General features: G+C 62.5%; 16 protein-coding genes. 9 read left to right on the forward strand and 7 right to left on the reverse strand.

Annotated elements, in window-relative coordinates; translation table 11 throughout:
* Window positions 1-5 precede the first annotated feature (5 nt).
* Window positions 6-1,013 carry a rhamnose ABC transporter substrate-binding protein gene (gene rhaS / locus ABDW57_RS25125; protein WP_343732874.1) on the reverse strand — a complete coding sequence of 336 codons (1,008 nt, stop codon included), beginning with the start codon at window positions 1,011-1,013 and terminating at the stop codon, window positions 6-8.
* On the reverse strand, window positions 1,010-1,876 hold the full coding sequence (locus ABDW57_RS25130) for a DeoR/GlpR family DNA-binding transcription regulator (RefSeq protein WP_343732875.1): 867 nt from the start codon (window positions 1,874-1,876) through the stop codon (window positions 1,010-1,012). Before ABDW57_RS25130 ends, rhaS begins: the two co-directional genes overlap by 4 nt.
* A 269-nt stretch (window positions 1,877-2,145) precedes the next feature.
* Here ABDW57_RS25130 and ABDW57_RS25135 point away from each other — a divergent pair, with 269 nt between their 5' ends.
* The 3 genes from ABDW57_RS25135 to ABDW57_RS25145 are packed head-to-tail and all read left to right on the forward strand — an operon-like array spanning window position 2,146 to window position 5,867.
* Complete coding sequence (locus tag ABDW57_RS25135) at window positions 2,146-4,224, forward strand: bifunctional rhamnulose-1-phosphate aldolase/short-chain dehydrogenase (RefSeq protein WP_343732876.1); 2,079 nt, start codon at window positions 2,146-2,148, stop codon at window positions 4,222-4,224.
* Between the two features lie 29 nt (window positions 4,225-4,253).
* Window positions 4,254-5,549 (forward strand): L-rhamnose catabolism isomerase, encoded by a 1,296-nt coding sequence (gene rhaI / locus ABDW57_RS25140; protein ID WP_343732877.1) that lies wholly within the window; start codon window positions 4,254-4,256, stop codon window positions 5,547-5,549.
* Between the two features lie 3 nt (window positions 5,550-5,552).
* Window positions 5,553-5,867: an L-rhamnose mutarotase gene (locus tag ABDW57_RS25145; RefSeq protein WP_343732878.1), complete on the forward strand. Its 315-nt coding sequence runs from the start codon at window positions 5,553-5,555 to the stop codon at window positions 5,865-5,867.
* Here ABDW57_RS25145 and ABDW57_RS25150 read toward each other — a convergent pair.
* Entirely contained in the window at window positions 5,855-6,694 is an 840-nt protein-coding gene (locus ABDW57_RS25150) for an alpha/beta hydrolase (protein WP_343732879.1), read from the reverse strand. The two genes, ABDW57_RS25145 and ABDW57_RS25150, sit on opposite strands and share 13 nt — an antisense overlap.
* Window positions 6,695-6,769: 75 nt before the next feature.
* Between ABDW57_RS25150 and ABDW57_RS25155 the strand changes: the two genes are divergently transcribed.
* The 3 genes from ABDW57_RS25155 to ABDW57_RS25165 all read left to right on the forward strand — a co-directional run bounded on the left by ABDW57_RS25155 (window position 6,770) and on the right by ABDW57_RS25165 (window position 10,763).
* Window positions 6,770-7,399, forward strand: a complete 630-nt coding sequence (locus tag ABDW57_RS25155; protein WP_343732880.1) for a DUF1080 domain-containing protein — start codon at window positions 6,770-6,772, stop codon at window positions 7,397-7,399.
* Between the two features lie 250 nt (window positions 7,400-7,649).
* The gene (locus tag ABDW57_RS25160) at window positions 7,650-10,139 is read left to right on the forward strand and encodes a cellulose binding domain-containing protein (protein WP_343732881.1); all 2,490 of its coding nucleotides are present in this window, start codon (window positions 7,650-7,652) and stop codon (window positions 10,137-10,139) included.
* A gap of 12 nt (window positions 10,140-10,151) precedes the next feature.
* Complete coding sequence (locus tag ABDW57_RS25165) at window positions 10,152-10,763, forward strand: PEP-CTERM sorting domain-containing protein (protein ID WP_343732882.1); 612 nt, start codon at window positions 10,152-10,154, stop codon at window positions 10,761-10,763.
* Here the strand turns inward: ABDW57_RS25165 and ABDW57_RS25170 are convergent.
* Window positions 10,711-11,346 (reverse strand): DUF1109 domain-containing protein, encoded by a 636-nt coding sequence (locus ABDW57_RS25170; RefSeq protein WP_343732883.1) that lies wholly within the window; start codon window positions 11,344-11,346, stop codon window positions 10,711-10,713. The two genes, ABDW57_RS25165 and ABDW57_RS25170, sit on opposite strands and share 53 nt — an antisense overlap.
* Complete coding sequence (locus ABDW57_RS25175) at window positions 11,343-11,915, reverse strand: sigma-70 family RNA polymerase sigma factor (RefSeq protein WP_343732884.1); 573 nt, start codon at window positions 11,913-11,915, stop codon at window positions 11,343-11,345. Before ABDW57_RS25175 ends, ABDW57_RS25170 begins: the two co-directional genes overlap by 4 nt.
* A 133-nt stretch (window positions 11,916-12,048) precedes the next feature.
* Between ABDW57_RS25175 and ABDW57_RS25180 the strand changes: the two genes are divergently transcribed.
* Genes ABDW57_RS25180 through ABDW57_RS25190 form a run of 3 tightly spaced genes read left to right on the forward strand, consistent with a single transcriptional unit; the run spans window position 12,049 to window position 13,670 of the window.
* Window positions 12,049-12,660 (forward strand): cytochrome b/b6 domain-containing protein, encoded by a 612-nt coding sequence (locus tag ABDW57_RS25180; protein ID WP_343732885.1) that lies wholly within the window; start codon window positions 12,049-12,051, stop codon window positions 12,658-12,660.
* A complete protein-coding gene (locus tag ABDW57_RS25185) occupies window positions 12,657-13,421 on the forward strand; it encodes a molybdopterin-dependent oxidoreductase (protein WP_343732886.1) in 765 nt (254 codons plus the stop codon). Before ABDW57_RS25180 ends, ABDW57_RS25185 begins: the two co-directional genes overlap by 4 nt.
* 30 nt (window positions 13,422-13,451) lie before the next feature.
* A complete protein-coding gene (locus ABDW57_RS25190; RefSeq protein ID WP_343732887.1) occupies window positions 13,452-13,670 on the forward strand; it encodes a pentapeptide MXKDX repeat protein in 219 nt (72 codons plus the stop codon).
* 38 nt (window positions 13,671-13,708) lie between these two features.
* Here ABDW57_RS25190 and ABDW57_RS25195 read toward each other — a convergent pair whose 3' ends face one another.
* Together ABDW57_RS25195 and ABDW57_RS25200 are read right to left on the reverse strand one after the other, a co-directional pair.
* Window positions 13,709-16,921, reverse strand: a complete 3,213-nt coding sequence (locus tag ABDW57_RS25195) for a di-heme oxidoredictase family protein (RefSeq protein WP_343732888.1) — start codon at window positions 16,919-16,921, stop codon at window positions 13,709-13,711.
* 289 nt (window positions 16,922-17,210) lie between these two features.
* Window positions 17,211-19,181, reverse strand: a complete 1,971-nt coding sequence (locus tag ABDW57_RS25200) for a U32 family peptidase (RefSeq protein ID WP_343732889.1) — start codon at window positions 19,179-19,181, stop codon at window positions 17,211-17,213.
* Window positions 19,182-19,243 lie beyond the last annotated feature (62 nt).

A 19,243-nucleotide genomic window follows, 5' to 3' on the forward strand; every position in this document is an offset into this window, starting at 1 on the left:
CCAGCTCAGAAGATCTTGGCGAATTTGTCGACATTGCCTCGATCGTAGGTGAACGGCGGCGCCATTGCGCCTTCACCTTTGTCGTCGATAGCGATGCTGCCCATGCGGCCGGCGGAAATGCTGCCGCCCGGACGTGCGGTAGGCTGATTCTTCACGAAGTCATACGCCGCGTAGGTGGCCGCATAACCAAGATCGATCGGATTCCAGATCGCGAATTCGCGCACCGCGCCGCTCTTGACGTGGCCGGCCATTTCAGACGGCAGTCCTAGTCCGGTGACGAACACCTTGCCCACCAGGTGCTCATCCACCACGGCCTTGCTGGCGGCATTGATGCCCACGGTGGTTGGCGCGATGATGGCTTTCAGATGCGGATTGCTGCGCAACAGACCGATCGCCTCGCGGTAGCTCTTGTCCGACTGATCGTCGCCGTAGACCGTGGCCACCAGTTTCATTTTGGCGTACTCCGGTTTCTCCAGCGTCTTCTTCATTACGCCGATCCAGATATTCTGGTTGGTGGCTTGTGCCGATGCCGACAGAATCGCGATTTCGCCCTGGCCGCCGATGGCGTCTGACGCCATCTGGATCTGCTTCTCGCCAATCAGCTCGGCGTTGGAAGGGTTCAGCTGCATCAAGCGGCCTTCCTGCGCCAGGCCGCTGTCAAAGGAAATCACCTTGATGCCGCGTGCCATGGCCTTCTTCGTGATCGGCACCAGCGCATTCGGGTCATTGGCCGAGATGACGATGGCGTTCACCTTCTGGCTGATCAGCGAATTGATGATCTCAATCTGGCCTTCCGCGCTGGGCGTGGTCGGTCCGGTGTAGATAATCTCGACATTCTTCAATTCCTTGGCAGCGTCCTTGGCGCCGGTGTGGGCGGCGTCGAAAAAGCCGTTGCCGAGGTTTTTCACCACCATGGCGATGCGGATCTGGTCAGGCGCTTTCTCTTTGCAGCCTGCGATGGCCGTGAGCAGGCCGGCGGCAACGGCCGCCAATACGATCTTCCTGAGCTTCAATGCGTGGCCTCCGGCTGGAACATGCCCACGGTCTCGTAGCCGTAAGGTGCGTTAAAAGCCGACGGCGCCATCTGCACCGGCAGCGCCTCGCGCTCAACGGTCACCACGCGCACGCCGGATTGCTCCAGCAGCTGCACGGCTGAATCGGATGCTTCGGTGTCGGTGATCACGGTCGATACGCGGTTCAAGCCGCACAGGATCAGTCCCGCCTTCTTGGCGAACTTGGAGCTGTCGGCCAGCACGATCAGTTCCTCGGCTTGCGAAATCAGGCGCTTTTCGGCCTGGATCAGCAGCGGATCGGCCTCCATCAGGCCAAGCAGCGACAAGCCATAGACGCTCATGAACATCTTGGCGGCGTAGTGGTGCTGGGTGATGTCGTTGTCGAAGGGGCTGAGGATGACGTTCTGCTCGCGGTACACTTTGCCGCCGGGGACGATGATCTCGTTCTCGCTGGAGACCAGCAGGCGCTCGGCCATCAGGAAGGAGTTGGTGAGGATCTTGAGGTGATGGTCGGTCAGGAATTCGGCCATCATGAAGGTGGTGGTGCCGCCATTGATGATGATGGTCTCACCCTCGTTGCACATGCCGGCCGCATAGCGGGCGATGGCGCGTTTGTGCTCGGCGCGGCACTGGATATTGTTCTGGAAGGTCTCGCTGGTGAGCGTAAAGCCGCGCTTTTTCTGCTCAAGATTGGCGGCGCCGCCGCGCGTTCGGGTGAGCAGGCTGCGGGCGGCCAGCCAGCTGATGTCACGCCGCACCGTGGCGGGGGAGGCGTTCAGCCAATCGACCAGTTGCGGCACACTGGCCGTATTATGTTCGGCAAGCAGTTTCAGCAAACGCTTGCGACGCTTGTGATTTACCATGTAAGTCTCCTTTTATTCGGGGCTACTGCCGTCATTGCTGCGGCGTGCCCGTTTATTAGTCATAAAGGCTAAACACTTCCAAATCGGCCGTCAATCACAGATCAATCAATTGCGTGATTGTTTTGATGGGTGGTGTCATTTCTGATCAGGTTTTAATCATCGATGTGATTATTTGGCTCTTGCTCATCATGTTGATTGCTTCTGCATTGACACCCATGGCCCGCTGATTTCTACTGAATAAAGTAAAAACACAACCACGGAGACCAGCAATGAAAGAACCCCCGATCACTTCCCTGTGGGACGATGCCGCAGCCGCCAGCATGAGCGAACCTGAGCTGCTGCTATACCGTTCCAATCTGCTTGGGTCGGATCTGCGCATTACGAATTTCGGCGGCGGGAATACCTCGGCCAAGGTGATGATGGAGGACCCGCTCACCGGCGCGCAGGTGGAGGTGTTGTGGGTGAAGGGCTCCGGCGGTGACCTGGGCAGCATCAAGATCGACGGCTTCTCGACGCTGTACATGGAAAAGCTGCAGGCGCTGAAAGGCCGCTATCGCGGTCTGGCGCATGAAGACGAGATGGTGGCATATCTGCCGCACTGCACCTTCAACCTGAATCCGCGCGCCGCCAGCATCGACACGCCGCTGCATGCCTACATCGCCCGCAAGCACGTCGACCACATGCATCCTGACTCGGTGATCGCAATTGCCGCCTGCGCCAGCAGCCAGGCCCTGACGCAGAAGATTTTTGAAGGTGAACTGGGGTGGCTGCCATGGCAGCGTCCCGGTTATGATCTGGGCCTGAAGCTGGAGGCCTTGTCGCAATCGCAGCCTCACCTGAAGGGCATCATTCTTGAAGGCCACGGCCTGTTCACCTGGGGCGACACTGCCAAGTCCTGCTACGAAACCACGCTGGCCATCATCAAACGCGCGGAGGAGTGGCTGGCTGCAAACGTCAGGCAGCCGGTGTTTGGCGGCGCCGCCATGACGCCGCTGCCGGCAGAGGAACGCAGCGCGCTGGCCGCGAGGCTGATGCCGGTACTGCGCGGGAAAATCAGCCGCGATGAATACAAGCTGGGTCACTTTGACGACAGCGCCGCGGTACTGGAGTTTGTCTGCAGCCGCGATCTGCAGCCGCTGGCGGCGTTGGGCACCTCCTGCCCGGATCACTTCCTGCGCACCAAAATCCGTCCGTTCGTGGTCAACTACGACGGCGATTTCGATAAGCTGGTGGCAGGGCTGGATGATGCGCTGGAAGCCTACCGCGCCGACTACAAGGCTTACTACGACCGCTGCAAGCGCGCCAACAGCCCGGCTGTGCGTGATGCCAATCCGATCATCTACCTGATTCCCGGCGTAGGCATGCTGTCCTTCGCCAAGGACAAGGCCACTGCGCGTATCGCCGGTGAGTTCTACGTCAATGCCATCAACGTGATGCGCGGTGCGAACGGTGTGGACAGCTACGTCGGCCTGCCGGAGCAGGAAGCTTTTGATATCGAATACTGGCTGCTGGAAGAAGCCAAGCTGCAGCGCATGCCCAAGCCGAAGAGCCTTGCCGGTCGCATCGCGCTGGTGACCGGCGGCGCCGGCGGCATCGGCCAGGCGGTGGCGAAACAGCTGCTGCAGGAGGGGGCATGCGTCATGCTGACAGATATCGACCCGGAGGCGCTGGAACAGGCGCACAAGGATCTGGCCAAGACCGCCGGCAAAGACAATGTCGGCAGCGTGGTAGCCAACATCACCAGCGAAGCCGAGGTGGAAAATGTCCTGAAAGCCGCATCGCTGCGCTTTGGCGGGCTGGATCTGCTGGTATCCAATGCGGGCATCGCCTCGTCGGCGCCGCTGGAAGACACCACCATGGACGTCTGGCAGCGTAATCAGGACATTCTGGTCAAGGGCTACTTCCTGGCCAGCCGTGAAGCCTTCCGCATCATGAAGCTGCAAAAGCTGGGCGGCAGCATGGTCTTCGTGGCCAGCAAAAATGGCCTGGTGGCGTCGGCCGGTGCTTCGGCCTACTGCACCGCCAAGGCGGCGGAGATCCATCTGGCGCGCTGCGTTGCGCTGGAAGGGGCGCCGCACGGCATCCGCGTCAACGTCGTCAATCCGGATGCGGTGATCCGTGGTTCGCGCATCTGGGATGGTAAATGGAAGCAGGAGCGCGCACAATCGAACAAGATCGATGCCGATGACGTCGAAGCCTTCTACCGTGACCGCAGCATGCTGAAGCTGAGCGTGCTGCCGGAGGATATCGCGGAGGCGGTGTACTTCCTGTCCAGCGACAAGGCGGCCAAGAGCACTGGTAATATCCTGAACGTGGACGCCGGCAACGCAGGCGCGTTCACCCGCTAAAGCGCGACAAGAAGAATCAAGGAGACAATGTGAGCACCATCATCGACAGCGGCCGCGTGGCCGAGCATAACGCTCAACTGCGCGCCGGACTGAATGCGGACTACGAAGCGCTGGGCGGCATGCTGGCCCGGCGCGGCGTCGATATCGAAAAGCTGACCACCGCCGCGCAAAGCTTTGCGGTGGCCTTGCCCAGCTGGGGTGTCGGCACCGGCGGCACGCGCTTTGCGCGCTTCCCGGGGCGCGGCGAACCGCGCAATGTGTTTGAAAAGCTGGACGATTGCGCGGTCATTCATCAGCTGACACGCGCCACGCCGGGCGTGTCGCTGCACTTCCCGTGGGATAAAACCGCCGATCCCAAGGCGCTGCGCCAGCAGGCCGAAAGCCATGGCTTGTATTTTGACGCGGTCAACTCCAACACCTTCCAGGATCAGGCAGGGCAGGAGCACACCTACAAATACGGCAGCCTGACCGCCATCAGCGCCGCCACCCGCGCGCAGGCGGTGGCGCACAATATCGGATGCATCGAATTGGGCCGGGCGCTCGGCTCCAGGGCGCTGACGGTGTGGGTGGGCGATGGCGCCAACTTCCCCGGCCAGCACAATCTGCGCGGTGCGCTGGAGCGCTACCTGGCCAGCATGCGCGAGATTTACGCGGCCTTGCCGGCGGATTGGCTGATGTTCATCGAGCATAAACTGTTTGAGCCGGCCTTCTACGCCACCACCATCGCTGACTGGGGCACCAGCTTTGCCTGCGCGCAGACGCTGGGCGAGAAGGCGCGCTGCCTGGTTGACCTTGGCCACCATGCGCCGAACACGAATATCGAGATGATCGTGGCGCGCCTGGCGCAATTCGGCAAGCTGGGTGGTTTCCACTTCAACGACAGCAAGTACGGCGATGACGATCTGGATTCGGGCAGCATCAATCCATTCCAGCTGTTCCTGGTCTTTAACGAGCTGGCCGATGCGGCTGAGCGCGACGGCGCGGCCTTCAAGCCGGCCTACATGCTGGATCAGTCGCACAACGTCACCGATCCGATCGAGAGCCTGATGAGCAGCGCGGTGGAAGTGCAGCGTGCCTTTGTCCAGGCGCAGCTGGTCGACCGTGCGGCCCTGCGTCAGCACCAGGAAACCAACGACGCGCTGCAATCGGCGCAGGCGCTCAAGCACGCGTATCGCACCGATGTCAGCCCGATCCTGGCCATGGCGCGCTTGCGTGCCGGCGGCGCCATCGATCCGGTGGCGTTCTACCGCAGCAGCGGTTATCGCGACCAGGCGGCGGAAGCGCGTCCGGCCAAGGCCGGAGCAAGCAGCAGCGGCATCGTCTGAACCGTGGATATCCGTGCTTTTCGCATGCAGTTGAAGCCCGGCGCGGTTGCCGAGTACAAGCGGCGCCATGATGAATTATGGCCGCAGTTGGGCAAGGCACTGCGCGATGCCGGCATCTTTGACTATTCGATCTTTCTGGACGAAGAATCGCTGCAGCTGTTTGCGGTGCTCAAGCTCTGGCCGGACCACACGATCGAGGACTTGCCGCTCAAGCCCGTCATGCAGCGCTGGTGGGACTACATGGCGGACTTGATGGAGGTGGAGCCCGGCAACCGGCCACGCGAGTGGCCGTTACAGCAGGTGTTTCACTTCGCCTGAGTCAGCAGGCCGCGATCGCGCAGCCATTCCTCCGCGCGGCGCGGCCACAGCGACGAGGTGCCAAGGCCATCGCGCATGCCCATGCCATGGCCGCCATGCTCCAGCAAATACATCTCCGCCGGCACCTTGTTTCTGGTCAGCGCCTGATAGAACAGGATGCTGTTCTCCACCGGGACAGCGGTATCGGCCTGGGTGTGGATCAGCAGCGTGGGCGGGGTCGCCGGCGTGACCTGCTTTTCCAGCGACATCAGAGTCAAGGTCTCCTGCGACGGCCTGGCGCCCAGCAGCGCGGTGCGCGAGCCCGCGTGCGCGGCCGGGTCCTGCATGGTAATCACCGGATACATCAGCATCAGAAAGTCCGGCCGGGCACTGACGCTGTCCAGCGCAGCGCCGGTACGGCCCAGCGGATTGTCGAACAGTGTACCGGCGCTGGCGGCGAGATGGCCGCCAGCCGAGCTGCCCATCACGCCGATGCGGTCCGGACGGATGCCGAATTCCGCCGCCCGCGAGCGCAGCATGCGCACCGCGCGCAGCACGTCCTGCAAAGGCGCTGGATGTCCATACTCCTGCATGCGATACTTCAGCACAAAGCTGGTCACGCCCAGGGTGCTGAGCCACGTCGCATACTGATCGCCTTCGCGGGCGGTGGCCATGCGCACGTAGCCGCCGCCGGGGCAGATGATCACCGCCGTGCCGTTGGGGCGGTCGACCGCCGGACCGACCATGGTCAGCGTGGCTTCGCTGACGTTGGAGGTGTAGCCATCACCGACCTTTTCGGGACCGATATCGCGCTTGCCCGGCACGCCTTCGGGCCAGAGCGGAATCACGTTGCTTGCGGCCGAAGACCATCCTGCGGCACTGAGCATCAAAATAAGCAGTATCTTTTTCATAGAGGAGACAGTGTGAACAAGTTGTTGGGTGCCGTGATATTAACCGTGCTGGCGCAAAATGCCAGTGCCGTGGTGCTGTTTAATGGCCGCGATTTCAGCGGCTGGGAATTGCAAACCACGCCGGCCGCCGCCATCGCCGATGCTTTCCAGCTGCTGCCGGATGGCGTGATCGCTTCGACCGGCAAGCCGTCCGGCTTCCTGGCGACGCGCGAGAGCTATCGCAACTACAAGCTGCACGTCGAGTGGCGCTGGCCCGGCAAGCCAGGCAATGGCGGCGTGCTGCTGCACATCAGCCCCGGCGCCTTCGACCGTGTATGGCCGGTCAGCCTGCAGGTGCAGACCAAGTCCGGCAATGCCGGCGACCTGCTGCCGATGGCGGCCGGCAGCTTTGCCGAACCGCTGACCAGTGCACCTGGCGCGGAGACCCGCATCAAGGCCCATACCGCGCCGGACAGTGAAAAACCGGCGGGCGAATGGAATGTATGCGACATCGTCAGCCGGGATGGCGTGGTGGAAGTAACGTTGAACGGCGTGTTGCAGAATCGGGTCTCGCATGTGGCGCCTGCGTCGGGACGGATCGGCTTCCAGCTGGAAGGCACGCCTTACGAACTGCGTCATGTGGAGCTGACGCCGCTGGATTAAGTAGAAAGCCCTGCCGGTCGAAGAGACGAGGGAGAGTGCAAACCGGCAGGGAAGGAGTGCAGGGCTAGTATCGGGATTCGCGCGCGAGGTGTCAACGGCCGGCGCAATCTAATCATGTTTATGATCGGGCGGTTTGCAAAATTTCGTTCCCCGGGTTGGTGGATTTCATAATTGCGGCGACATGAAACCAGTCGCAGAATGATTTCACACGTGTCAATACGTGATAACTATAAAACGACGGAGACAGAAAATGAAGGTAAAACACAGCCTGGCGCTGCTCATGGCAGCGCTGTCGATGCCGCTCGCCTGTACGGCGGAGAACTACCACTGGGATTCAGTGGCCATCGGGGGAGGCGGCTACGTATCTGGCATCATCCCTGCCAAATCCGAACGCGGCGTGGTCTACGCGCGCACCGATGTCGGCGGCGCATACCGCTGGGACGAGAACGCGGCCCGCTGGATCGCGCTGAATGACTGGATCGGCGAGGCGGACATCGGCCTGCTCGGGATTGAGTCGCTGGCGGTGGACCCGCGCAACGCCGCCAATATCTACATGTTGGCCGGCACCAGCTACTTCAGCAACGGCAAGACTGCCATCCTGCACTCCAGCGATTACGGCAAAACGTTCACCGTGACGGATGTGAGTTCGCAGTTCAAGGCGCACGGCAATGGCATGGGCCGCCAGAATGGCGAAAAGCTGCAGATCGATCCCGGCTCCAGCAATGTGCTGTACGTGGGCACGCGCCGCAATGGCCTGTTCAAGAGCGTCGATTCCGGCGCGACGTGGAAACGCCTGGCCGCGCTGGATGTCACCACCACGCCGAACGACAACGGCATCAGCTTCGTGCTGCCGGATCCCTCCAGTGTGAGCGGCGGCGTGGCAAGGCGGCTGTTCGTGGGCGTGTCGCGTTTCGCATCGACGGCGCCCAATCTGTACTTCAGCGCCGATGGCGGCGCCACCTTCACCGCCGTGAAAGGCGGCCCGACCGGCAGCCTGATGCCGCAGCGCGCGGCCATTTCGTCCAAGGGCAAGCTGTATGTCACTTACGCCAACGGCGCCGGTCCGCATCCGGGCGACGGCGAGCCGATGGACAATGGCCAGATCTGGGAATACAACGCGGTCGGCGGCAACTGGGTGAACATCACCCCGGCCGGCCTGGCGCGTCCGTTTGGTGGCATCAGCGTGGACCCGGCCAATCCCAAGCACCTGGTGACGTCCACCATCAACACCTGGATGCCGCAGGGCAGCAGCGCTTACGGCGACCGCATTCTGACTTCGCTTGACGCCGGCCGTACCTGGACTGACGTGGTGGCGCGCGGCTTCGCGCTCGATAACGGCGGCGCCAACTGGATCAGCAACGGCCAATCCATCCACTGGGCCGGCTCGATCGAGTTTGATCCTTTCGATACGAAAAAAGTATGGGTCGGCTCGGGCAACGGCCTGTTTAAAACCACCGATATCGATGCGCCAACCGCCACCTGGAACTTTGACGTGGCCGGTCTGGAGGAAACCGTGCCGTTCAACTTTGAGACTGCGCCGGACGGCCCGCTGGTCTCGACCATTGGCGACTTTGACGGCTTCATGAACGCGGACCCGGCGCAGTACGGCGTCCAGCATACTCCGCAGATGGGCACCACCAGCGGCCTGGCGATCGCACCGCAGGATGCCCGCATCATGGCGCGAGCCGGTTCGTCGCTGTACTACTCCACCAATGGCGGCGCCAGCTGGAACAAGTCGGCTTCGTTCAACGGCTCGCAAGGCCAGTTGGCCTTGTCGGCGGACGGTGGCGTGCTGCTGCATAGCCCCGCCAACTCGGCCACCAGCTACCGCAGCACCAACTTTGGCGGCAGCTGGACCGCGATTGCCGGCCTGGGCGCGAACAATGCGCGCCCGGTGGCGGACCCGGTCAATCCCAACAAGTTCTACGCCTATGACGGCGGCAGCCTGCTGGCCAGCACGGACGGCGGCGCCAGCTTCGCGGCAGCCGGCAATCCTGGCAGCGGCGGTTCGAACATCATTCGCCTGGCGCCGGGGCGGGAAGGCGATCTGTGGGTGTGCCTGAACGGCGGCGGTCTGACCCGCTCCACCGATTCCGGCGCCACCTTCAACAAGATCGCCAGTGTGAACCAGTGCAGCGGCATCGGCTTCGGCAAGGCTGGACCGGAGGCGGCGTATCCGACCCTTTACCTGCTGGGCACCGTGGGCGGCACGCGCGGTGTGTTGCGCTCGACCGATGCCGGCGCCACCTGGGTGCGCGTCAACGATGACGCCCACCAGTACGGCGGCAGCGGCAACGCGCACATGATCAATGGCGACTTGAATGTCTTCGGCCGGGTGTACATGAGCACCGCCGGCCGTGGCATTGCCTATGGCAGCGTGGCGGCTGATGGCGAGGTGGCGGTCACCCCGGTCACCGCCGGCCCGCCGACCAATCCGCAGCCTGTGAACCAATGCAGCTACGTGGTGACGGCGTCCTGGAACGGCGGCTATAACGCGGCAGTACGGATTACCAACAATCGCAATACAGTCATCAGCGGCTGGTCGGTCACCTGGACCTATACAGACAACTCAGTGGTGCAAGGGTACTGGAACGCCGCCGTTACAGGCAGCAGCCCGACCTATACAGCCACGCCCAATCAGTCATGGAACCACGACATTTACCCGGGCAATACGGTTGAATTCGGCATGACGGTCAGCGGTTCGGCCATCCCTGTCGTCACTGGCGATGCGTGCAATTAAAAAGGAAAAAGCATGAAAAAATTCTTGATCGGTTTATTCGCCGGCGCCGGCCTGCTGCTGGCAACCCAGGCACAATCCGCGACCGTGGACTTTGAAGATCTGCATGCGGACGGCGACCTGGCCGCGTTGGCAAGTTCTTACGCTGGCCTGACCTGGGCGGAAGACTGGTACTACGGCGACACCGCCGTGGAAGGCTATGACAACGGCGCGCATTCCGGCATGTCTTACGTCACCAATGGCTATGGCGTCGATAATCTCAGCGTCAGCAGCGCCACCGCCTTCAACTTCAGCGGCGCGTGGTTTGCCGCGCCGAATACCAACGGCGCGGTGGCCAGCTGGATCAACATCACCGCCTACGATGCCGCCGACCATGTGATCGGCAGCACCGGCAACATCAGCATCGGCTCGGGCTACCAGTGGGTGTCGGCCAACTTCGCCAACGTCGCACGGCTCAATATCTCGCGCGACGACGGCTGGTTCGTGATGGACGACTTCACCGTGCAAAGCGCGGTGCCGGAACCGTCCAGCGTGGTGATGCTGCTGGCGGGGTTGGTGCTGATCGGTGGCGGCACTACCAGGCGAGTACGCGCGGGCCGATTGCAGCACCCAGCGCAGTCGGAATGAGCATGCCGATCAGGTACCAGAAACCGACGAAGACGATGCTTAGCTCCGGGCAGTGCAAGCAGTAGATGCAGGCCGCTGCGGCACCGGCTGCGAAGCCGGCCGCCGCACCGGCGATGCGCAGGCGGGTTGGCGCCCGCTTGCGCATCACGCTCAGCGTGGCGGCCAGCAGCGGCAGCGAAAGCAGGGCAATCAGCAATGGGCAATAGCGCCAGGTGCTGCCCCAGAACAGGTCTGCCCGGCCGTCCGGCGTGGCATTCATCAAGGCGAACGCGCCGGCCAGCCAGATCGCCAGCACCGGGCCGCTCAGGTAGAACGGCAGGGCCGCGGTGCGTGCCCCCGGCGCCGACAGGCGCTTGGCCGCCAGCCAGCCAGCCGCCGTCAGGACCAGTGAAAATACCAGCTTGCTCCAGAAGGCGGGCCAGCTCAGTTCTTCCAGCAGATTGCGGCGCACGCCCAGCAGCACCAGCATGAGCGCGCCGCTGGCCAGCACGCCGGCCAGCAAAGGCAGCAGCAGGGCGGGAGTGGCGCGCGGCCGGGCATCCGGGCCGCTGGACAGCATATCGATCAAATCATCTGTTTTCATTTTGTTTCCCGCAAAGTCGCGGCCAAGGTTTTCAAGCCCCGATGCACCGAGACTTTGACCGCCGCCTCGGACATATCCAGTTTTTGTGCCGCTTCGCGTACCGACAGGCCATCGAGCTTGGTGTACACGATGGCGTCGCGTTGCTTGTCCGGCAGCGTGGCCAATAATTTCATCACGTCCCGTTGCGCGTCGCCGGCTTCATGGTCGGCGCTGGCGAACAACCCGTCCTCGTCGTCGAGCGGCTGGTGCAGGCTGTCCTGGCGCGCATGGCGCCGCAGCCAGTCGATCAACTTGTAGCGGGCGATGGCGTAAATCCACGCGGTTACCGGCAAGCCGCTGTCGTAGCTGAGCCGCTGGTTATGGATCGCCAGCAGCGATTCCTGCACCAGATCCTCCACCTGGTCCGGCCACGTGCCGAGGCGACGGCGCAGGAAGGCACGCAAATACGGCGTGGTGGCCTGCAGGAAGCCGCGATAGGCCTGGGCATCGCCGTCCAGTCCCTGCAGGAATAAAGCATGCAAGCGCAATTCGGTGTGGCGCAGCGGGTTCTGCTTTGTTATTCGTTCCATTGGCGCCTTTGGTAACAATCTAAAAAAATTTTGTCTACCGCTGTAACCTTGTTTCCAGTTGCAGCGAATTACCTGTCACTGTCCACACAACAGGTAACACGCAATGAAACGCTCAAACTCGCGTGAGCATGATATGACGACTCGCGCCGACAAGTCAAAACCGGTCCATGCGTTCTGGCTGCGCTGCACGCATTGGCTCAACGCCATGGCCGTGCTGCTGCTGATCGCCAGCGGCTGGCGCATCTACAACGCCACCGGCTTCCTCGGCTTTACCATCCCGCGCGATATCACGCTGGGCGGTTGGCTCGGCGGCGCCCTGCAATGGCATTTCGCGGCGATGTGGGTCCTGACGGCAAATGGGCTGTTCTACCTGGTGGTGAATCTGCTGTCCGGCCGCTTGCGCCGTCAGTTCCTGCCCATTGCGCCGCGCCAGCTATGGGCGGATATCGGCGCCGCGCTGCGCGGCCGGCTGTCGCATGCCGACCCGCGTCATTACAACAGCGTGCAGCGCATGGCCTACCTGTTCGTCATGCTCGACAGCGTGCTGCTGGTGTTGTCCGGGCTGGTGCTGTGGAAGTCGGTGCAGTTTCCCTTGCTGCGTGAACTGTTGGGCGGCTATGAAGGCGCGCGTTACGTGCACTTCTTTGCCATGGCGGGGCTGTGCGCCTTCATTCTTGTGCACGTGGTGATGGTGGCGCTGGTGCCACGCACACTGCTGGCCATGTTAACCGGAAAACAGAAATGAAAATGATCTTGCCCAACGATGGCGATTTGATGCTCAAGGATGCCATCGCCCGTGTTGCCCAGCCTTCGCGCCGCGCCTTCCTGCAGCGCAGCCTGACCCTGGGCGGCCTTAGTCTGCTGACCGGCTGTTCCAGCAGTGACCCGGACAGCATCGAGCAGGCATTGAGCGCCATCTCCCGCCTGAACGACCGCGCCCAGGCCATGCTGTTCGATCCAACGCGGCTGGCGCCGACTTATCCGGCCAGCATGATCACGAGGCCTTTCCCGTTCAACGCTTACTATGAAGAGGAAGAAGTCCGCGTGGTGGATGGCGAGAGCTGGCGGCTGGAGCTGAGTGGCCTGATTGCAAACCGCGCGCCCTGGACCCTGGCGCAGCTGCGCGCCATGCCGCAGCAATCGCAGATCACGCGCCACATCTGCGTGGAGGGCTGGAGCGCGATCGGGCAGTGGGGCGGTGTGCCGTTTGCGCACTTCCTGCGTCGTGTCGGCGCGGACCTGAGCGCCAGGTACGTCGGCTTCAAATGCGCGGATGATTACTTCACCAGCATCGACATGGCCACCGCGCTGCATCCGCAGACCATCATGGCGCTCACATATGACGGCCAGCCTTTGCCGCCGCGTTACGGCTTCCCGATGAAGCTGCGCATGCCGACTAAGCTCGGCTACAAGAATCCCAAGCACGTACAAGCCGTTTTTGTCACCAATACCTACTCTGGCGGCTACTGGGAAGACCAGGGGTATAACTGGTTCGGCGGCAGCTGAACCTCATTTTCAATTTACCAAGGAACCATCATGAAGAAAATTACTATCGCACTGATCGCCGCTTTCCTGTCGATGACCAGCACCGTCTACGCGCAGGACAGCATGAAAAAGGACGAGATGAGCAAGGATGAAATGAGCAAGGACGCCATGAAGAAGCCGGCCAAGAAGAAAGACGAAATCAAGAAGGACGCGATGAAGAAGGATGAGATGAAAAAAGACGAAATGAAAAAAGACGAGATGAAGAAGTAAAAAAAACGGGCCTTCAAATCTGAAGGCCCGCTTTGCATTTACAGCGACTTGAGGAAGGCCAGTAAAGCCTCACGATCGGTCTTCGACAACGCCTCGAAACGCTGACGCGATTTCGCCGCCTCGCCATCGTGCCACATGATGGCTTCGGTCAGATTACGCGCACGGCCATCGTGCAGGTAGCCCACCTTGGCGGCATTGCCCATCACCTTCTCGGTGTAGCCGATGCCCCACAGGGGCGCGGTACGCCACATATTGCCCTTGGCCTGGCCTTCGGCAAACTTGTCGGCCAGCCCGGTGCCCATATCGTGCAGCAGCAGGTCGGAGTACGGACGGATGGTCTGGTTGCGCAGTTCAGCAAACAGGTGGCCGTTACCGGTCTTCATTTCCGCCGTGTGGCAAGCCGCGCAGCGCATGCCGGTGAACACCTTGGCGCCCGCAGCCACCTTGGCCGGATCCACGTTCAGCTCATCGATCGGCGCCACGCCTTTCGGGAAGCCGCTGGCCAGGCTGCGTTGCGCCGGCACGGCCACCAGTGCCAGATAGCGCGACAGCGACTGCAGGTCCGCCTCGGTAATGCCTTTTTGCGCGGCGGCCGAAGCGCAACCGGCAGGATCGGTATTGCACGAACGGTTGCGATACACCGGCGACGTCACCGCCATATCCTGCAGCAGGGCCGATGCGGCCTGCTGGCGCAGGGTCGCTTTCGACGCCTTCCAGCCGAAGCGGCCCAGCCGCACCGCGCCGCTCTCCGGATCGAACACGTAGTTGGCCACGCCTTTCACGCCATCGACGTCCGGCGTGCCGGTGGCGCGCGCCAGGATGTCGGCCTCCGCCACCGCTTCCAGCAGGCCGGCGCCAATGATAGGCTGGGCCGCGCGCAGCGATACCGTATCCGGCACCGGACCTTCAAACGCCAGCTTGGGCTTGCGCAGTTCGACGGTGGTGCCGTCAGCCAGCTTCTTGCTGGTGGTCTCAAAGCCGCCGACACGCACGCCGGTGCCCCAGTTCTGCGGCGCGCCAGTGGCGGACACCGCATTCATCTGCACCGTGGTGCCATACACCGGATGCGGCAGCTGCTGGCCGGCGGCATTGGTGGTGGCCACCCGCACCGACATCGAATCGAGCTGCTGATTCAATGCTGTCGGTGCCACACTGCGGCCATTGTTCACGTGGCAGGCGAAGCACGACGATTGATTGAAGTGCGGCCCCTGCAGACCGACTGCGGCATCGTAACGGTCATTACCCGGTTCGTTATGGTCGCCGGTGGTGAAGTTGGTGTGGAACAGGCGGCGGCCCTCGACAAAGCGCTGCATATTCTGCATGCCGATGTTGGTATGCGGCTGCTGGAACATGAACAGCGCATTGTCCGAGTAGTTGTAGCCCACCGAACCGATGCCGCCGGACAGCGTCTCGGCCGGCAGCGGCACGGAGTTCAGGCGCGGCTGCACGCCATACCATGGCTTCAGGCCCTGGCCCACCACGTACACCCACTCATACGAGTAGTAACGGATGCCGCCATTGTCGCCCTTGGACTGCATCGACTCGGTGGTCGAGAACATCGATGGCGACACTTCGATCACATCGCCCTGTACCAGCGGACGCGCGTTGATCGCCTTGCCGGCGATCGGGAAACCGTTGGCATCGAGCGCCGTCATGCCTGGATAATCCTTGACCAGCAAGGTGCAGGCGCTGTTGATGCCGTTGGCGCTGGCCAGCTTGTTGTTGGCCGGGTAGGCGATCGGTTTGCAGACCTTGACGCTGTCGTCCACCAGCTGGCCCGGCGCCATCCAGCCGTAGCCGGTGACGCCCGGCCGGTCGATGGCGCGGAAGAAGGCCACGCCGCCATTCAGGAAATCGACCGTGGTGTACTGGTTGACGATCAGCTGCGGCTTGGTCACGCCGGCCACCTTGCTGTTATCGATGATCTCCACACCCCAGGTGCGGTTCTTGAAGTACTGCGGCACAAAGGTCAGGTAGTTGCCCGGGCCCTTATCGACCGGCAGGCCGGTGACCGGGTCCACCGTTTCGTTAGGACCGTAGCCGATTTCATTCCATTCCTCGCCACGTTCGCGGCCGTGGCGCGCCAGGCCGCGCGCGCCAAAGCGGGTGACCAGCGTGCCGTCGGCCAGCGTGAACTGCAGCGACTCGATCGGCTCGGCGGCGGCAGGCAAGGGCGCCCAGCCCGTGCCGCTGGCCGGGAACTTGAAGGCCGAGGTGGTGGTGCTACCCAGCGTGTTGTCGCTGCCCGGCGTCTTGAATTCCACCTCAAACAGCGAATAGCCATACTGCGTCGCGCGCGCCACGCCTTGCAGGCGGATGTAGCGGGCGTTCACGCCAAGGTTGTAGAACTCCTCGGTGCCACCCTGGCCGTTGGTCACGGTGCGGATCTGCGTAAAGTTCTGGCCGTCGTCCGACACCAGCAGGTTGTATTGCTTGCCGTAGGCGTTTTCCCACAGCAGTTTCATGTAGCCGACCTGGGTCTTCACGCCAAAGTCGAACTGGATCCAGGCGCCGTCGTCAAACGTGCTGGCCCAGCGGGTGCTGGTCTTGCCGTCGATGGCGTTGGCGGCCGAGTTGGCAGGATTCTCCACCAGCGACGAGGTGGCGGCGACTGGCTTCAGCAGCACGCCCGGCTTGGTGGTATCGACCGGGGTCGGGTCCGGCGTCGGCGTGGTCGGATCGGTCGGTGTGGCGGCGCTGCCGCCCGAATAGGCCTGGATCTCGAAGATCGAATAGCCGTAGTTGGTCGAGCGCTTGACGCCCTTCATGCGCAAGTAACGGCCCTGCGCGCCCAGGCCGGTCCAGTCCTCGATGCCGCCCTGGCTGTTGTCCACTGTTTTGATGGTGGTCCAGGTCGCGTTGTCGTCCGACACCTGCAGCAGGTATTGGGTGGCGTGCGCGTTTTCCCACTCGATGTGGACGCGGTTGATCGGCTTGGAAACGCCGTAGTCCAGCGTCAGGTACTGGTCATCGCTGAACAGGCTGCCCCAGCGCGTGGCCAGGTTGTGGTCGATGGCGGCAGCGGCCGACAGATCGCCGCGTTCGGAACCGCTGGAGGTGGCCGCGACTGGCGTCAATGCGACCTCCGGTTCTGCCGACGAGCCCGCCATGGCGCCCATCATCTTCATGGCGCTGGCGGCGCGTTGCGGCGGCGCCGGCGTATTCTCGCTACCACCGCCGCCGCAAGCGGCCAGCACCAGGCTCAGGGCGAGCGGCACCCCTGTGACGGTTAATCGGTGAAACGTTTCCATTGACCTCTGTCGAGATGGAAAATTCTTCATGCTATCCCCTTGGCTTTTGGCTGGAATGAAAAGGTTGCCGACGGTGCATCACCGCGGCGCCGCGCATTTTGCTACAGAAAAAGTTTTCACAGCGCACAACTGCTGCAAGCAGACGAATGCTGCGAAATTGCCATAAGGCAATATGCGTGAAGATAGCTTGCGGAGTGTTGCATGTCAAGCCAGTTGGTCAACCGGGCAACACATCTTTAGAGGTATATCGATGGCAGGCCCGGCGCGAGGCCGGGCGCATGAAAACCGTTCAAGCGCGCGGGCGCTGGCGGTGGAAGGTGATCGGGCTGTAGGGAATATTCGACGGCGGCGGCGATTTCAGAATGCCCGGCTTCATGGCGCCGACCACGTGCATCTCGCAGGGCTTGCAATCGAAGCGCAGGGTGTAGGTTTCCTCGCCGCTGACCAGCGTCATCGGCTCGGCCCGCACCTGGCCCTGGACGCCTTGCACGCCCTTGGCCTGTTTCGGGCACAGATTGAACGAGAAGCGCAGGCAGTGCTTGGTGATCATCAGCGGCACTTCGCCGGCTTCCTGGTGCGCCTCGTAAGCGGCGGCGATCAGCTGCACGCCGTGCTTGTGATAGAAGGCGCGCGCCTTTTCATTATAGACATTGGCCAGATAGCTGAGCTGGGTGTCCGGGAAAACCGCCGGCGGCTCGGCAGGAGCCTTGCGTTGCGGGCGATCCCAGGCGGCCAGGCGGGCGGCTTCGTGCTTTTCGATGGCATCGCGGCGCAGGGCGTTGATGGCGGCGGACGGGACAAACCACGGCTTGGACAGTTGCAGCGTCACGCTATCGGCCGCAAACATGGTATTGCCCAGCTTGGCAAGGCTGGCGCGCAGGCCGGCTTCCGCCTGCTCGGCTTGCTGGGCCGGCTGGTAGGCAATGGCGGCATCGGTGTCGCTCAGAATGCCGTCCTCGTCGCACAGCGAGAGGCGCAGCCCGCCCTGGTGCTCGCTCAGCGTCAGATGCAGGCCGACCTTGCGCTCGGACGACTTCTTGTTCAGCGCGCCTTCCCAGTGGTGGTCGCGGTTGCGCATGATGGTCATGCCGACCTTGAGGCCGGGCAGGGCGCTGATCTGCTCGTTCGGGAAGACGCGCCATTGCTGGCCTTCTTCATCCTCGCCCAGCTTTTTCACCGTGTTGGCCTGAATGCCGAAGGTTTCGCGCTTGTGCAGATAATTCAGGCCGTCGCCATTCGCCATGGCGGCGTTGGTGTTCAGGTCGATATGGTCGGTGCCGACGCGGATTACGGTGCCCAGTTCGACGCCGACGTATTTCGGGCTGTCGAAGGCGCCGATATTGTCCAGGCGGCCATTGGCGAAATAATCGGTGTGGCCGCGGTGGAAGGTCTTGTCCACGTCCGGGGTGAACAGGATGTTGGTGCGGCCGCTGGCGGCGCGCGTGAATTCCGTGCGGCGCTCCATGATCTCATCCAGCAGCAGGCGGTAATGGGCCGTGATGTTTTTCACGTAGCCCATGTCCTTGTAGCGGCCCTCGATCTTGAACGAGCGGATGCCGGCGTCGACCAGCGCCTCCAGATTGCGGCTCTGGTCGTTGTCCTTCATCGACAGCAGGTGTTTTTCATAGGCCACCACGCGGCCCTTGCTGTCGCTCAGCGTGTACGGCAGGCGGCAGGCCTGCGAGCAGTCGCCGCGGTTGGCGCTGCGGCCGGTGTCGGCGTGCGAGATGTAGCACTGGCCTGAGTACGCCACGCACAGCGCGCCGTGGATGAAGTATTCCAGCGGGGTGTCGACTTCAGCGTGGATTTTCTTGATCTGCTCTATGGTCAGCTCGCGCGCCAGCACCAGCTGCGAGAAGCCGACGTCGCCCAGGAATTTGGCCTTTTCCACGGTGCGGATGTCGCACTGGGTACTGGCGTGCAGCTGGATCGGCGGCAAGTCCATCTCCAGCAGGCCCATGTCCTGCACGATCAGGGCGTCCACGCCAGCCTCATACAGCTGCCAGATCTGCTTGCGGGCGGCGTCCAGCTCGGCGTCGTGCAAAATCGTGTTCAGCGTGACAAAGATGCGCGAACGATAACGGTGCGCAAATTCCACCAGGCTGGAGATTTCCTCGATCGAATTGCTGGCGTTGTGGCGCGCGCCAAAGGCCGGCCCGCCGATATAGACGGCGTCGGCGCCGTGCAAAATCGCCTCGCGGCCGATTTCAGCGGTTTTGGCGGGCGACAGCAGTTCAAGCTGGTGGGCTAGCAGAGACATGGCTCAATTCCTTACGTGTGAAGGCGGGAATTATAGCGAAATCAAGGCCTTAAGTCACTTCG

The sequence above is a fragment of the Duganella sp. genome (genome assembly GCF_039595735.1).
GTDB lineage: Bacteria > Pseudomonadota > Gammaproteobacteria > Burkholderiales > Burkholderiaceae_D > Rugamonas.